Raw genomic sequence first — 15,120 nt, 5'->3', positions numbered from 1 at the left:
CGCTAGCCCTGTTTCATGCTCTTATGCAGCTCGCGCTCGTGCTTCTTGCGCGCCTTCTCCTCGGCGCGGGCCGCGGCTTTATCCGCTTTCGCCCGCTTGGCCGCGGCGGCCTTCTCGGCGCGGGCCTGCTCATCCATGCCCAAACCGAAAAACTCGCCGAGACGCGCCAGCGTGGACTTCGCCGCCTGGCTTTCCGCTTCCTTTTTCGTGCGACCCGTGCCACGGGCAAGGCCTTGATTGCCTGCGAACACCTGAGCGACGAACGTGCGGTCATGAGGCGGGCCCTGCGTTTCCACAAGTTTGTAGGTGGGTGTGATGCCGTCTTCCTGCAGACGCTCCTGCAGCGCGCTTTTCGGGTTTTCCGGCTCGAGCGCCATCTCCTCGCACATGCGCGGGATGAGCGTGCGGTAGATGAAATCGCGCGCCACCTCCACGCCGCCGTCAAGGTACAACGCGGCCACTACGGCCTCGTAGACGTTTTCGAGCGCCGAGTGCAGACCACGCTTGCCCGTGCCCGTCTCCGAGGAGCCGAACACGATGATGTCGGCGAAGCCCAGGCCCGATGCCACATCCGACAGGCTTGCGCCCGACACGAGCGCCACCTTGATGCGCGTCAAACCGCCTTCGTCGAGTTCATGGAAGCGTTCAAAGGCGACATCGGCCACGATGGCGCCCAAGATGGAGTCGCCCAAAAACTCCAGGCGCTCATAGGAATACTTCACCGCTCGGCCTTCGGTGGCCGACGGGTGCGTGATGGCGGACAAGATGAGCTGCTTGTTGGAAAACGAGTAGCCTAGGACCTCCTCCGCCCTTTGTAGTTTTGAGGCTTGTTCTTCTGTTAAGGTCATACAACCTCCGAAACCGGTATGAACGTACATCGACGATATGGCGACCATACCGCATGTTGCGGCTGGTTCACATGGTGTTACTTGATTGTATCCGAGCCGTTTCCAGCTTGCGCCATGTGCTGGATTATCTCAGAAACGCCCTGACGCACCACGCGCGCCGTGGTGAGCACGCCGTTTTCGACGGCCACCGCACCCGAGCTTCCGTGCCCGACGATGCAGGCGCCCTTGACGCCGAGAAGCGGAGCGCCGCCGTAGGTGTCGGGCGACACCTGGTTTTTCAGGCCTTTCAGGCCGTCTTTGACGCACAGGGCTCCGATCTTGCCCTTCGTGGTGGACATCATGGCATCCTTGATGGCGCCGAAGAGCACCTTCGAGGCGCCCTCGATGGTTTTCAGGCACACGTTGCCCGTGAAGCCGTCGGTGACCACTACCTCGTACTGCGCGCCGAGCACGTCGCGCCCCTCGCAGTTTCCGGCGAAGTTGGTCAGCCGCTTGGCCATGAGCTGGTGGGCTTCCTGGGCAAGCGCGTTGCCCTTGGTGTCCTCCTCGCCGATGTTGAGCAGCGCGGCCTTGGGCGACTCGTAACCTAAGATCTTCTGAGCATACACGCTGCCCATCTGGGCGAACTGCACCAGGTACTCGGGCTTGCAATCGGCGTTGGCGCCCACATCGCACAGCACGATGGGACGAACGGGGCTTGGCACCACCGTGGCCAGGCACGGGCGGGAGATGCCCTTGATGCGCCCCATGACCAGCGTTGCGGCCGCCAGGCAGGCGCCCGTCGAGCCGGCGGAGAAGAAACCTTGCGCCTGGCCATCCTTGACCAGGCGGCAGCCGACCACGATGGAGCTGTCCTTCTTCTTGCGCACGGCCTGCGCGGGATGCTCGGCCATGCCGATGACCTCGGCGGCTACCTGCGCACGGCAGCGGGCATGTTGCGCGGCGAACGGCTCGACCACGTCGGCGAGACCGCACAAGATCACGGTAAGCCCCTCGTCGGCGGCAAGCGCCGCTGCCACGCCCTCGAGGACGACCTCGGGAGCGTTATCGCCGCCCATGGCGTCCACTGCGATGGTAACGTTGTCTGTCATGTTGACACCCTTTCCCTAGCAGGCGTTGCGCTTCGCACACGGCGCCGTTGCTAAACGCAAGAAAGCCTCTCTGCGCCAATGGCGCCGCAGAGAGGCTTCAAGTTGCAATTGCACGCTATGACGGCGTTACTCCGTCTCGATGACCTCGCGGTTCTTGTAGAAGCCGCAGTTCGGGCACACGCGGTGGGGAAGCTTAGCCTCGCCGCACTGCGGGCACACGGAACGGGAAGGGGCTGCGATCTTGTCGTTGGTGCTACGACGTGCATGAGTGCGGGCGCGGCCCATTTTTTGCTTAGGTACTGCCATGATCTATCTCCTTGCTTTATGTCGGGCGCGCGTGGCGCTCGCTCGTTCGCTGGGTAAACACGCGAAGCGATATACTACCAAAGTGTCCGTGCGCATGCAAGCAGTTGTTCGGCATGCACACACAAACCCATTGAGGTTCCATAATCTGAGAGCTACTCGCCCAGATTCAGATCCTTCAACGCGGCGAAGGGGCTGACGCGGCCGTCGGACATGCGCGGCAGGCCGTCATCGGGCTGCTCCGAGCAGGCGCACGGCCCCTCGTTGAGGTTCGCACCGCATTGCGCGCACAAACCGGCGCAATCCTCTCGGCACAGGGGCACGAGCGGGGCCTCCACCAGAAGCGCGGCGATGATGAGCGGCTCTAAGTCGAGCATCTTGTCGGCGCCAAGCACCTCGAACTCGTCGTCGTCCATATCCTCGGGAGCCGGACCGTCCTCGGAGAGCAGGAAATAGCCTTCCACTTCCCCGTTGAGGTCCACCTGAAAATCATCCAGGCAGCGCGCGCAAGCGACCGTTGCCGTGCCGCAGGCGCTGCCCATGACCAGAAGCGCGTCGCCGGTGTTGGTGACGGTGACGTTCCAATCGATGGGCTTGGCGAATGTATAGGTATCGGGACCCGCCTCAAGCTCCCCTAAGGCAAGCTGCCCTGCAAAAGAGGAGCTCTCCGTGGTAACGAAGAGCTCCGGCGGGACCTCGAACTTCACGGCATCCATTACTGGCGACCCTGCGCCATGGCGTTGGCGTTGAGGCGATCGCGGCAGCGGCGCACGTTGTTGAGCAGCGTATCGAGGCTTTGCTCGACGTGCCCGAACACCTCGTCGGCGTAATCTTCGGCGCCGGCGCGCGTTTGACGCTCGAGCTCGCGTGCATCGGCGACCAGCTGGTCGGCCTGCTGCTGGGAGATGCGCACGATCTCCTGCTCGGAGGCGATGGTCATCGCCTGGCTGCGTGCGTCCTCGATCATGCGGTTGGCCTCGGCCTCGGCATCATCGAGCAGGCTTTGGCGCTCGCGCACTATCTGGCGCGACTGCGAGAACTCGCTGGGGAACGTGTCGCGGATCTCGTCCATGATCTCGAATGCCGCAGCGATATCCACCTGGCGCAGGTTGCCCTTGCCGAACACCGGTTTAGAGTCCTCAAGCAGAATCGAGAGCTCTTCCAAAAGCCCCAGAACCCCTGTTTCGTCCATGATGATCCTTCCACCCAGGCTTGCTGCGTTTGAAAACTGCGTTTAGGCACACGGGCATAAGGCCACGCATGCAGATAAGCATGATAGCATGCCGCCCGGCGCTTGCGCCTGAAGAACAAAGCATGCACATACGACCGTTCCGCCTGAACACGGGCGCAACGAATCTTTCCCCGCGAGCGCCTATGGCGCCAGGGCCTTCCCCGCTGCCCGCAAGGCACGGTATCGCCGGCGGGCTGCCTACTTCAGGTTCGCGTATTTCTTCTTAAGCGCCTCGTACACGCAAGGGGGCACGAACTGCTCGATATCGCCGCCCATCTTCGAGATTTCGCGCACGATGGAGCTTGACAGGTACATGTACTGCGGCGGGGACATGATGAACAGCGTTTCCAGCTGCGGCGAGAGCTGATAGTTCATGGCCGTCATCTGGAACTCGTACTCGAAGTCGGTGATGGCTCGCAGGCCCTTGACCACCACGGTGGCGTCAAGTTCCTTGGCCAAATCCACGAGCAGGCCCCTGAAAGGCACGGCGCGGACGTTTGGCAGGTGCGCGGTGGCCTGACGAACCAGCTCGACGCGCTCCTCGAGCGTGAACAGGGGCCCTTTCTTCTGGGAATCGGCCACGGCCACGACCACCTCATCCATCAGCTGGGATGCGCGGGCGATAACGTCGAGATGCCCCGAGGTGATGGGGTCGAACGTGCCCGGTGTCAATGCGCGTTTCATGAAGCTCCTTCTTGATCGTCTTTACGATGCGCTGCGCTCGCACGCGCGCAGCACGTCTACGGTAGTATCGCCGTACTTCTTGCGAGACGCAAGCTCGAAGCCGAGCTCTGCCGCCGCCAGGGCTGCCGCATCATTGCCGGCAAGGGAATGCTCGTAAACGACGAGGGTATCGGGTGCCGCCACGCCGCGCTCGACCAAGCCAGCCGCCATGCCCAGCACCGCCGTAGCATCATAGGCGTAAGGCGGGTCCAGGAAGATAAGATCGAACGGAGGACGGGCGAACTGCGGCGCGCGCTCGATGACGTCGGCGCGCGTGACGGTGGCGCGGGCCGGCTCGAGCCCTAGGTTCGCCACGTTTTTCTGCACGACCTTCGCTGCCTCGGGGGCGCACTCGTAAAACACCGCGCGCGCCGCGCCGCGCGACAGGGCCTCCAGGCCAAGGGCGCCCGATCCGGCGAACGCGTCGAGCACCACGGCGTCCTCGAAGCCGCCGCGCTGGCTGAACACGGCGCTCATGAGCGATTCGCGCACGCGATCGGTGGTGGGACGCGTGCCGTCGCCTTTGGGCGCGGCCAGCGTACGGCCGCGGAACTGACCTGCGATGATCCTCATACCTACCTCTTTCTGGATCCGAAGCCCGTGTGGGGCACGGCTCGAAACGTATCGGCTATCTTTGCGCCGTTTGGTCAGGGAACGTGCGGCGCAGCTCGAGCGCAAGCGCCTGGTGGTCGAGCTCGACAAGCCCGGGGTCGGCTGCCATGATGGCCGCGGCGTCGGCGTGCGCGGCGTCGATGATGCGCTCGTCGCGAACGATGTTGACGAGCTTCAACGCGCTCGCGCCGCTTTGCCGGTTGCCCAGGATATCGCCCTCGCGACGAAGCGACAAGTCGTATTTCGCCAGCTCGAACCCATCGTCGGTGCGCTCCATGGCGACCAAGCGCGCCATGGACTGCTCGGATTTGGAGGTGGAGACCAAAAACACCTGCGCCGGCTTCTCGCCGCGGCCCACGCGCCCGCGCAGCTGATGGAGCTGCGAGAGGCCGAAGCGGTCGGCGTCCATGACGATCATGACCGTGGCGTTGGGCACGTCGACGCCCACCTCGATGACGGTGGTGGCCACGAGCACCTGCGTCTCATTGTCGCGGAACCGGCCCATGACGGCGTCCTTGTCGGCGGGCTTCATGCGCCCGTGCAACAGCTCCACGCGCCAATCGGCGAACACCGTTTGCTGCAGGTAGGACGCCTCCTTGGTTGCCGCCGTGACGTCGTCGCCCGCGAAATCGGCGTCCGATTCGATGCTAATGGACGCGAACTCGTAGGCCTCCTCGTCGGTTTCCCGGCCCCGGCCGCCTGCCCGCTTGTCGCGCGCTTCTGAATCCTGCCCGATAAGGGGGCAGACCACGTACACCTGCTCGCCGCGCGCAAGCCCCTCACGCGCCGCATCGTATGCCCTGCCCTGGTCGGCCTTCGACACGACGTGCGTGGTGCGGCGGGCCGAGTCGTTGGGGCGGTGCTTGATGTAGGACAGCGTCATATCGCCGAACACGGCGAGCGCGAGCGTGCGGGGAATGGGCGTGGCGGTCAAGTAGAGCGCATCGGGGGCTTGTCCTTTGGAAAGAAGCGCCGCGCGCTGCTCCACGCCGAAGCGCTGCTGCTCGTCGATGACCGCGAGCGTGAGGCGCTTGAAGCGCACATTGGGCTCGAGCAGGGCGTGCGTGCCGATGAGCACGCAGATGCCGCCATCGGCGGCACCCTCGAGCAGGCGGGCGCGCTCATCGTCGGGCGTGGAACCGGTGAGCAGGCCCCAGGTGACGCCTACTTCGTCGAACCATTTCCCCAGCGACGCGGCATGCTGGCGCGCGAGCACCTCGGTGGGCGCCATAAGCGCCGCCTGGGTGCCGGTGTCGGCCACCGCGGCAAGGGCGAACGCCGCGACGGCGGTCTTGCCCGTGCCCACATCGCCGAGCAGCATATGGTTGGCCACATCGGGCGCCGCCATGCGCGCAAGGATATCGGCGCGGGCCTGCTGCTGTTCCTCGGTGAGGGTGAACGGCATGACGCAGTCGAGCGCCGCCGCGCACGGGCCGTCCACCACATGCGCCACCGGCTGCGCGCCGGCGGCGCGCTGCGCGGCTTGCGACATGAGGGCGAGCTCGAGCAGCAGCAGCTCCTCGTACACCAGGCGGCGGCGCGCCTCGGCGACCTCTTCCATAGTATGCGGAAAGTGGATGCACGACAGCGCGGCGCCGCGAGCCATGAGCCGATACCGCACGCGCAGATCGAGCGGCAGCGGATCGTAGCAGCCTTGCACAGCGTCGAGCGCATTGCCCACCAAACGGCGCATCCATGCGGCCGAGATCTTCTCGCACGCAGGATGCACGGGGATGATCATGCCCTCGGCCAGCTGCCCATCGCCGAGCTGCTCGATATAGGGGTTCACCATGCGCTTGAAACCGTAATCGAACTCCACCTTGCCGGCAACGGCGATGCCCATACCGGGTTTGAGCTGGTCTTTCAACCAAGGCTGGCGAAAGCAGGTGACCATGAGCACGCCGGTTGCATCCACCACCGCGATCTCGACCAACGTAAGGTTGGGGCGCGGCCGCTTGAGTTTGACCTCATGGACGGACCCCTGGATAGTGCACGACCCGCCGATGCGCGCACCGGCGACGGTCTCGCGCTTCGACAGGTCTATGTAGCGTCGGGGAAAGTGCGTGAGCAGGTCGCGGACCGTGCGCACGCCCAAACCCGCAAGCGCCTGCGCGCGAGCCGGGCTGACCAGCTTCACGCGCGACACGGGTTCATCTAAGGCTAATGTTGCTGCGAGCCTATCGGCCACGTTGCCGCCCTACTCCACGGAGAAGACGATGGGGTACAGGGGCTGATCGCCGCGGTGCGCGTCGATCTCCAGGTCCTCGTAGGCTTGCTCGATGCGCTCCTGCAACGCCTGGAAGTCCTCATCGGAGAGGTCTTCGCCGGCAAGCAGCGTGCAGGTGTCGCAATCGTCGGCCTCCATGTGCTCGAGCAGGCCCATGACCACGTCGGACACGCTGTGACCCACAGCATGGATGGCGCCGTCGGCGATGCCGATGACGTCGCCGTCGGCGATGGCGTTGCCCTCGGCGTCCTTGGAATCCTTGATGGCGGTGGTGACCTCACCGGTTTTCACGTCGGCGAACGCCTCGGTCATGGCCTCGACGTTGTCCTCGAGCGATGCCTGGGCGTTCACGCCGAACATGGCGGCGAAGGCCTGCGGCACGGACTTGGTGGGCACGACGCCTGCCGGGATGTCGGACAGCTCGCAGGCGGACTGGGCCGCCATGATGATGTTCTTGTTGTTCGGAAGGAAGATGACCGCGTCGGCGTTGACCTTGGCGGCGGCATCGAGCAGGTCCTTCGTGGAGGGGTTCATGGTCTGACCGCCGGAGACGACCACGTCGACGCCGAGCGACTCCAAGATCTTGGCGTTGCCCTGGCCAGCCGCGACCGCCACGAACCCGAGCGGCTTGCGCTCGGCATGCTGCTCGGCCTCGAGCTTCTCGGTGCGCTCCTCGGACTGCAGCTTCATGTTGTGGATGAACACCTCGGAGATCTGGCCGCGCTCCAGGAAGTACGCCAGCACCTTGTCGGGCGTGTTGGAATGCACGTGCACCTTGAACTTCGGGGCCTCGCCCACGCACAGCTCGCAGTCGCCCATGGTGGCCAGGAAGTCAAGCGCCTCGGCCTTGTCGAGCACGTCGGAGTCCACCAGGAATTCGTTGCAGTAGGTGAACTCGCTGCCCTCCCAGTCGTTGACCTGCTCGATCTCGACCTTCGGGGCGGCGTCGCGCGCGAAGGCCAGCTCGTCGACTAACGGGCCCTCCTTGCCCGTGAGAGCAGCCACGAAGCCGTCGATGAGGATGGCAAGACCGTAGCCGCCGGAGTCCACCACGCCGTTCTCCTTCAGCACGGGAAGCAGCTCAGGCGTGCGCTGCACGCTGGCATATGCCTGCTCCACCACGTAGGCCAGCGCCTCGTCGGCCGTCATCTTCTTCTTGCGGGCATGCTTGGCAGCGGCGGCGGAGTCCTTCAGCACGGTGAGAATGGTGCCCTCGACGGGCTTGCGCACCGCGTGGAACGCGACGTCCTGGGCCTTGGCCAGGGCGGACTCGATGGACTCGGCGCTGACGGCGTCGAAGCCGTTGGAGCCTTCGCACAGGCCGCGCAGGATCTGCGAGGTGATGACGCCGGAGTTGCCGCGCGCGCCCATGAGCGCGCCGGTGGTGATGGCCTTGCGGATGTCGGCGGCACCGGCGCCGATAGGCAGCTTGGCCAGGCTTGCGACGACGGATTCCAGAGTCAACGACATGTTCGTGCCGGTGTCGCCATCGGGCACGGGGAAGACGTTGAGGCGGTTGACCTCGTCTTTGCGCGCGCTGAGGTTTTTGCTGGCGGCCGCGATAGCGTTGACCAGGTCGTTGCTGGTATAGGTACTAGACATTGATGGGATTCTCCTTCATTGGGGCAGGCGGCAAAACGCTTAGGCGCGCGCTACTTGCGGACCTTCACGCCCTGCACATGCACTTCAACCCCGTCCAGCGGGACGCGCGCATACTCCTTCAAAACGAACGTGACCTGGTCGACCAGGTTCTGGGACACCGTGTTGATGTTGGTGCCGTACTCGATGACGACGTACAGCGCCACGTGCACGCCGGCATCGGTGGCGGTGACCGTCACGCCGCGGCGCAGGCGGCTGGCGGGCAGGATCTTCGCGATTCCGTCGGCAGCGGAAGGTGCGGCCATGCCGACGACGCCGTAGCACTCGAGCGCGGCGTTGCCGACCATGTCGGCCAGGACATCGTTGGCAACATGGAGGTTGCCGGGAATGGTATCGTTCATGGCGTTCCTTTCTGGCTCGCATATGCGGGCTCGAAACTTCTGCTGGCAGTATAGCGCATGCAATTGTGCAGACGGTATGCATGCACGGCGCATGCAAGGCATAAACACGAAATAATCTTGTGATCTGTCGAGTGCGTGTGGTATAGTTGGAGGGCTTTTTGTGCAAGAGCGGCGTTCGCGCCGATACATGCAACCTAGGTACATGGAGTGATGAATAATGTCTAAAGTTTGCGAAATCTGCGGTAAGGGCCCCGTCGCCGGTCGTAGCGTCAGCCATTCCCACCGCGTGACGAACCGTTGGTTCCGTCCCAACATCCAGAAGGTCACCATCAAGGACGCCAAGGGCCATGTCCGCAAGGCCAACGTCTGCACCAAGTGCATGAAGGCCGGCAAGGTCACCCGCGCGTAAAACCTTCGCGGAACCTCCCATACGGGAAATCGAAGGCCCCGCTCCAAGAGCGGGGCCTTCTTGCGTGCGGGGGGTTTATGCCAGCGAAAGGAACCTTGGCAACCAGAACCATATGCGTGCCTGATTCCACGCGGTTGTCTTTGCGGGGATCGGGCCCCTGCCTTGCAAGCGCCCGAGATACAAATACTTGCAACCCCTATCTAACCATAGACAGCGCCGCGCCCCGCTCCGATCAGGAACGCGACGCGACGCTAACCTGCAATCGATCGCAAGCGAAGCAACACCCTAATGCGCCTGCAAGATGAGCAGGCGGCCGCAGTTAGGGCACGTGGCCACGTTGCCCTGGGCGCGCATGTCGAGCACGCGCCCATGCTCGATGGGCGTGCGGCATGCGCCGCAGCGCTCCTCGACGAGCAAGGCCAAGGGCACGCCAGCGGTGGCAGCGGCCGTGCGCTCGTAAAGCTTCATGTCATCGGCGGGCACGCGCTGGGCCATGGCTTTGCGCTTGGCCTGCATGTCGGCGATGCGCTGCTTCAGTTCGCCGCCTTTTTGCGCGAACGCGGCGCCGGCGCTGCCCTCGATGCCCTCAAGTTGCTCTAGGGCCGCGGCCACCTGGGCACGCACCGCCTTGATCTTCTCCAGCTCCGCATCGACGGCGCGCATATCCTCCTCAAGGACGTCTCGGCGCTCCTGGACGCCCGTCAGCTCCTTGGTGCGCGCATCGACGGTGCGGAAATCGCCCTGCGCCTGCTCGATCTCGTCCTGGATGCGGCGAGCCTTCTCGGCCAGGCCATCATCCTCTTCGGTGATGCGCGCGAGCTTGTCCTCGGCCTTGGCCGCAAGCTTCTCCACCTGTTCCGCCTTGGCAGTAACGGCGCGCTTCTTCGCCATGGCGTCGGCGATGGCCTTGCGCTCGGGCAGCTCTTGAAGCTGCTTCTCGGCTCGGATGATCTGCACGTCGAGCTCCTGCATATGCAAAAACGCGGCCAAAACCTCGGAATCGATCCTCATGCGAATCCTTTTCGTTCGGGTGCCCCGCGCACAGCCGAGCCGCGGCGCCGGGCACGGTTTGCTAGTTATACGCGCACGGCCTCGGGATAGGACCACCTGTTGCGTTGCGACACCACGGCAACCAGCTCGTCGGGCACGCCCGCATCGCGGACGCTGGCGGCGAGCACGCCGCAAAACGGCAGCTCGGAGGTATCGTGGCCTAAGTCGATCACGGCCATGCCCGCCTGGGACAGGTCGAGCGCATCATGGTATTTGACCTCGCCGGCTATGAGCACGTCGGCGCCTGCGGCAAGCGCGGCGCGGCCCGTGGGGCCCGCCGAACCCGTGCAGGTGACGATGCTGCCGACCGCGCGGTCGAAGCCTCCCCATACGCGCGGCGCGCGGCCGAACACGCTGGTGCAGCGCGCCGCAAGCTGGCCGAGCGTCATCTTCTCGGCGGCAGCGCACAGCTGGCCGTAGCCCTTCTCGGAACACCCGGCCTTCGGCTCCACCACCCCGCGCAGCGACAGCCCCAGCATGCCGGGCAGCATGCGCTGGGCGCGGGCGGAAACGTCAAGGGCGGTATGGAAGTTCATGAGCGCCACGCCCCGTTCGATGGCGCGATACACCACGGCGCCGGAGTTCACCGCCGGCGACGGAGCCGGCCGAAACGACGTGGGCGGGGTCAGATAGGCCGGATGATGCGTGACGAGCACGTTCGCGCCCGCATCGGCTGCCGCATCGATGGCACCGACCGTGGGGTCGAGCGCCACGGCCACCGCCCGCACCGGCGCGGCCGGATCGCCCACCAAAAGGCCCGTGCGATCCCATTCCTCGGCGTCAGCCGCGGGAAACTCGGCCAGAAGCGCCTGCTCGAGCGCGCCTACCGAAAGCTGGAAGCTTTTGGTGCGCAAACCGCCGACTTCCACGCGCACAAGCTCGGGCTTTCCTTCGCCTTGCGTTGCCTTTTCCTTGGAACCTTCGATCTTAATCTTCTTCGAAGCCATGTCCATCAAGTCCTTCCATGTGATGAGGCTTCCCTTGAAACGACCGGGGGCGCGTGCCCCGGCCGTGCGCCCCGCCGCTTCGACGGGGCCTTCGCCGCCTTTACTCTAGCGCAATCTGGCGCCGGTCGCCCGTGGGAGTGGGAACCGTCACGCAGCGGTAGCCCGCGTCGTACATCGCGGCAAGCCCGGGCATGAGGTTGCGATCGACCAGGGCCGGTTCGTGCGCATCGGTGCCGATGGAGCACGGGATGCCGGCACGGCAGAACGTGCGCAGAAGGTCGGGCGCGGGGAACAGCTCGGCGCACGGGTATGTAAGGCCCGAGGTGTTCACCTCCACCATGCGGCCGCTCGATTGCACGGCCTCGGCCGCCTCATCGTAGAGCGCCTGGGGGTTGAAGCTGGGACGATAGCCGAACTTCTTCACCAGATCGGGGTGCGCCATGCACGTGAAGGGCATGTCGGTGCAGCTAGCGGCCTGACACCACACCTCGAAGTAGCGGCGCCATACCGAATCGACGCCCACATCGTGCCAATGCGGCTCTTGAGCCGGGTCGTCGAAGGCCCACCCGTCAAGATAGTGCACGCTGCCGAGCACGTGGATGAAGTTGGAGAAGTCGAGCGCGGAGAAGTCGCGGTCCTCCTGCGCCCCAAGCCAGTCGATCTCGCAGCCGGGGATGACCTGCATCTCGGGATGCGCGGCGGCTGCGGCTGCGATGTCGATGAGGTAATCGGGCAGCCGATCCCATGCCATGGACACCACGTTTTCGGGATCCATGGCCGCCGACATGGGGTAATGCTCGGTAACGGCGATGGCGCCGAGCTTGGCGGCAGCGGCGGCATCCACAAGCTCGGCCACCGTGCCAAAGCCATGGCCGGTGTAGTTCGTATGCGTGTGCATGGTTACCAGTTCCATGCGGTCTCCTTTCATTGCGCGATGCTGCCGACGAAAAACGGCAGTTTTGCGGGCTGGCGGATTCGCTCGGCAAGACGTTCACGGTGGCCGATCGCCGCAAGCCGGGTGCTGCACGCAGCGGGCCGGCAGCGGGGCGAACCTAGACGGGGCCGCCTTCCGGCAGCCCCGAGCGATTCCCTATTCCCAATTCAAAACCGAGTCGACGACGTCCAGGAACGCCTGCACGTCCTCAGCGGAGGTATAGCGGCCCATGGAAATGCGCAGCGCCCCATGAGCGGCATCCGCGCCGATGCCGATGGCGCGCAGCACGTGGCTGGGCTCAAGCGAATGCGAGCTGCACGCCGACCCCCCGGAAACGCCGAAGCCGCGCATGTCGAAGCGCAGGATGAGCGTTTCGCTTTCCAGGGCGTCGACCAGCACGTGCACGATGTTGGGCAGGTGCTCCTGCGAGCCGGGCGCAACCTGGACCGTGGGACGGATGCCGGGCTTTTCGGCAAGCGCCGCGTAGAGCTTGTCGCGAAGAGCGCCGAGACGCGCCTGCTCTTCGGCCTGCTTTTCCTGGGCTACCTGGATGGCCGCGGCGAAACCCGCTGCGCCGCATACGTTCTGCGTGCCGCTGCGCCGGCCGGCCTCCTGGCCGCCTCCGAGCATGAAGGCATCGAAGGGGGTGCGGCTTTTCACGTACAGCGCGCCGACGCCCTTCGGGCCGCCCACCTTGTGAGCGGAGAACGACGCGGCGTCGCAGCCCCAGTCGACCACGTTGACGGGCACTTTGCCAAGCGCCTGCGTGGCATCGGTATGGAACAGCGCGCCTGCGGCATGCACCGTGCGGGCAAGCTCGGCCACGGGCTGCACCGAGCCGACCTCGGAGTTCGCCGCCATGACGCTGACGAGCACCGTTTCGGGGCGCATGAGCTGCTCGAGCGCGGCTGCGGTTATGAAGCCGTTGCGATCGGGCTGCACGCGATCGACCGAGAACCCCAGCTGCTCGAGGCGCTTGGCCGGGGCCAGGACCGCATCGTGCTCTATGGCGCTGACCACCACGTGCGGCTGCGCGGCGCCCGCGCCGCCGAGGCGTCGGGCATGGGCCGCCGCCTGCGCCAAGCCGATGATGGCGGCATTGTCCGCCTCGGTGGCGCCGCTGGTGAGGACCACCTCGTCAGGGCGTGCGGCGCCCAGGGCGCGCGCGATGGCGCGACGGGCATCCTCGAGCTCGGAGAACGCCACGCGGCCGGGGATGTGCAGGCTGTTGGCGTTGCCGCCGAAGGCGATGTTGGCACGGCCGGGCACCATGTAGGGCGCCATGGCCTGAGCAGCTTCCTCGCAAAGCGGGGCCGTTGCCGCGTAGTCAAGGTATACGTAGTTTTCCGGGACCTTCGCCACCATGGGACGCCTACGCCTCCTTGGATGCCAGCGCGGCCGCACGAGCGGCCTCTGCCGCCTGCGTGACCTGGGCGATGGCTGCCGCGGGGTCGTCGGCGCCGCACACGGCCGAACCGCACACGAGCACATCGGCGCCGGCGGCGGCCACGAGCGGGGCGGTTTTCACGCCGATGCCGCCGTCGACCTCGATGAGCGGCGAAGCGCCGACCGCGCGGGCAAGCTCCACCGTGCGCGCGACCTTGCGCTCGGAGCCCTCGATGTAGCTTTGGCCGGAGAAACCCGGTTCCACGGACATGATGAGCACCATATCGAGCTGGGCCATAACCGGAGCGAGCACCTCTACGGGAGTGTGGGGCTTGACGGATGCGGCGGCCTTGGCGCCGGCGGCGTGGATCATCTCCACGGCGCGCTCGAGCTGATAGCCCGCGGCGGCCTCGGCGTGCACGGTGACGATATCGGCGCCCGCATCAAGGAACCACGGCAGCTGCTCAAGCGGGTTGGAGATCATGAGATGCACGTCGAGCGGCATGTCGGTGATCTTCTTCAGCTGCTTGACCACGGGCACGCCCATGGTGAGGTTCGGCACGAAATGGCCGTCCATGACATCGACATGCACGTAGCCGGCGCCGCCGGCCTGAATGGCGGCGATATCGCGCTGGAGGTTCATGAAGTCCGCCGACAGAATGGACGGCGCGATTTTAACCGGTTGGAACACGTTTGGCCCCTTCCCTTCCAAGCTCTTAGGTTATGTGCGTATTCTACCGCACCTGCGCTCAGGCGGCGGCGGCGCATGCACGGCGGGCATATAATGCTGACAAGATCAGAGAAAGGGGCCTCATGGACGGCAACAGCCCGACATACTACAGCTACTTCACCCCCGCCGGGCCCATCACCGTGGCGGCGAACGGGCGCGCCATCACGCGCATCGCCTTGGGAAAGGCCCCGCTTGCAGGCGTTTGCGCGCCGAGCGAGCTGACCAACAAGGCGGCAACGCAGGTGCAGGAATACCTGGCGGGCAAGCGCACGTCGTTTACCCTGCCGCTCGGCGCCTGCGGCACGCCGTTTCAGCAGCAGGTGTGGAACGCGGTCTGCGACATCCCCTTCGCGCAAACCGCCACCGCCGCCGATATCGCCGGCCGCATCGGACATGCTGGCGCGCATCGGGCGGTGGGCGCAGCGGTGCGCGCGTGCCCGTTCGCCATCGTGGTACCGCTGCACCGGCTGGTACGCGCCAACGGCCAGCCTTGGGGGGAGGGAAAGCCCGCGCGCGTGCGCGGCGCTTTGCTCAAGCTCGAGCAAAGCCGCTGACCGAAAGCTACCTGGCAAGCCGAGGCCGACGGCGGGTTTCGCAACCGCTTCAGCGCCCGTGCAGACCGCAGATCG

Annotated in this window: 17 protein-coding genes; 2 read left to right on the top strand and 15 right to left on the bottom strand. The window is 65.4% G+C overall.

What is annotated here, in order from left to right; genetic code table 11:
* Positions 1 to 2 precede the first annotated feature (2 nt).
* From rnc to Q0D52_RS04555, 10 genes are all read right to left on the bottom strand, one after another.
* The gene (gene rnc, locus Q0D52_RS04600; protein ID WP_365368703.1) at positions 3 to 848 is read right to left on the bottom strand and encodes a ribonuclease III; all 846 of its coding nucleotides are present in this window, start codon (positions 846 to 848) and stop codon (positions 3 to 5) included.
* A 77-nt stretch (positions 849 to 925) separates the two neighbouring features.
* A complete protein-coding gene (gene plsX / locus Q0D52_RS04595) occupies positions 926 to 1,939 on the bottom strand; it encodes a phosphate acyltransferase PlsX (protein WP_294380478.1) in 1,014 nt (337 codons plus the stop codon).
* A gap of 126 nt (positions 1,940 to 2,065) precedes the next feature.
* Positions 2,066 to 2,245, bottom strand: a complete 180-nt coding sequence (gene rpmF / locus Q0D52_RS04590; protein WP_294164335.1) for a 50S ribosomal protein L32 — start codon at positions 2,243 to 2,245, stop codon at positions 2,066 to 2,068.
* Positions 2,246 to 2,397: 152 nt separating this feature from the next.
* Positions 2,398 to 2,958 (bottom strand): DUF177 domain-containing protein, encoded by a 561-nt coding sequence (locus Q0D52_RS04585; protein WP_294380476.1) that lies wholly within the window; start codon positions 2,956 to 2,958, stop codon positions 2,398 to 2,400.
* On the bottom strand, positions 2,958 to 3,434 hold the full coding sequence (locus tag Q0D52_RS04580; RefSeq protein WP_042434524.1) for a hypothetical protein: 477 nt from the start codon (positions 3,432 to 3,434) through the stop codon (positions 2,958 to 2,960). The genes Q0D52_RS04585 and Q0D52_RS04580 overlap by 1 nt, the downstream gene beginning before the upstream one ends.
* Before the next feature lie 237 nt (positions 3,435 to 3,671).
* Positions 3,672 to 4,157, bottom strand: a complete 486-nt coding sequence (coaD, locus tag Q0D52_RS04575; protein ID WP_294362179.1) for a pantetheine-phosphate adenylyltransferase — start codon at positions 4,155 to 4,157, stop codon at positions 3,672 to 3,674.
* 21 nt (positions 4,158 to 4,178) lie between these two features.
* Positions 4,179 to 4,874: a 16S rRNA (guanine(966)-N(2))-methyltransferase RsmD gene (rsmD, locus tag Q0D52_RS04570; protein ID WP_294380599.1), complete on the bottom strand. Its 696-nt coding sequence runs from the start codon at positions 4,872 to 4,874 to the stop codon at positions 4,179 to 4,181.
* Positions 4,825 to 6,996: an ATP-dependent DNA helicase RecG gene (locus tag Q0D52_RS04565; protein WP_294380474.1), complete on the bottom strand. Its 2,172-nt coding sequence runs from the start codon at positions 6,994 to 6,996 to the stop codon at positions 4,825 to 4,827. Before Q0D52_RS04565 ends, rsmD begins: the two co-directional genes overlap by 50 nt.
* A 9-nt stretch (positions 6,997 to 7,005) precedes the next feature.
* Entirely contained in the window at positions 7,006 to 8,637 is a 1,632-nt protein-coding gene (locus Q0D52_RS04560) for a DAK2 domain-containing protein (RefSeq protein ID WP_294380472.1), read from the bottom strand.
* Between the two features lie 50 nt (positions 8,638 to 8,687).
* Positions 8,688 to 9,035, bottom strand: a complete 348-nt coding sequence (locus Q0D52_RS04555) for an Asp23/Gls24 family envelope stress response protein (protein ID WP_042434539.1) — start codon at positions 9,033 to 9,035, stop codon at positions 8,688 to 8,690.
* A 217-nt stretch (positions 9,036 to 9,252) separates the two neighbouring features.
* On the opposite strand from Q0D52_RS04555, the gene rpmB reads away from it, so the two are divergent.
* Positions 9,253 to 9,444, top strand: coding sequence for a 50S ribosomal protein L28 (gene rpmB, locus Q0D52_RS04550; protein WP_294161874.1), 192 nt, complete (start codon positions 9,253 to 9,255; stop codon positions 9,442 to 9,444).
* A gap of 285 nt (positions 9,445 to 9,729) precedes the next feature.
* Here the strand turns inward: rpmB and Q0D52_RS04545 are convergent, their stop codons facing one another.
* The 5 genes from Q0D52_RS04545 to rpe form a co-directional block, all read right to left on the bottom strand.
* On the bottom strand, positions 9,730 to 10,455 hold the full coding sequence (locus tag Q0D52_RS04545) for a C4-type zinc ribbon domain-containing protein (protein ID WP_294380470.1): 726 nt from the start codon (positions 10,453 to 10,455) through the stop codon (positions 9,730 to 9,732).
* A gap of 65 nt (positions 10,456 to 10,520) precedes the next feature.
* Positions 10,521 to 11,441: a Nif3-like dinuclear metal center hexameric protein gene (locus Q0D52_RS04540; RefSeq protein WP_294362170.1), complete on the bottom strand. Its 921-nt coding sequence runs from the start codon at positions 11,439 to 11,441 to the stop codon at positions 10,521 to 10,523.
* 100 nt (positions 11,442 to 11,541) lie between these two features.
* Complete coding sequence (locus tag Q0D52_RS04535; protein WP_294380469.1) at positions 11,542 to 12,354, bottom strand: histidinol-phosphatase HisJ family protein; 813 nt, start codon at positions 12,352 to 12,354, stop codon at positions 11,542 to 11,544.
* Between the two features lie 177 nt (positions 12,355 to 12,531).
* Positions 12,532 to 13,740: a cysteine desulfurase family protein gene (locus tag Q0D52_RS04530; protein ID WP_294380468.1), complete on the bottom strand. Its 1,209-nt coding sequence runs from the start codon at positions 13,738 to 13,740 to the stop codon at positions 12,532 to 12,534.
* 7 nt (positions 13,741 to 13,747) lie between these two features.
* Complete coding sequence (gene rpe, locus Q0D52_RS04525) at positions 13,748 to 14,452, bottom strand: ribulose-phosphate 3-epimerase (RefSeq protein WP_294380467.1); 705 nt, start codon at positions 14,450 to 14,452, stop codon at positions 13,748 to 13,750.
* A 122-nt stretch (positions 14,453 to 14,574) separates the two neighbouring features.
* Between rpe and Q0D52_RS04520 the strand changes: the two genes are divergently transcribed.
* On the top strand, positions 14,575 to 15,045 hold the full coding sequence (locus Q0D52_RS04520) for a methylated-DNA--[protein]-cysteine S-methyltransferase (protein WP_294380466.1): 471 nt from the start codon (positions 14,575 to 14,577) through the stop codon (positions 15,043 to 15,045).
* Positions 15,046 to 15,120: the final 75 nt, after the last annotated feature.

Origin of the sequence: uncultured Senegalimassilia sp. (assembly GCF_934630535.1) — a bacterium.
Classification (GTDB): domain Bacteria; phylum Actinomycetota; class Coriobacteriia; order Coriobacteriales; family Eggerthellaceae; genus Senegalimassilia.
The sequence above is the reverse complement of the archived record's forward strand: the minus strand, read 5'-3'. Positions and strand labels throughout refer to the sequence as shown.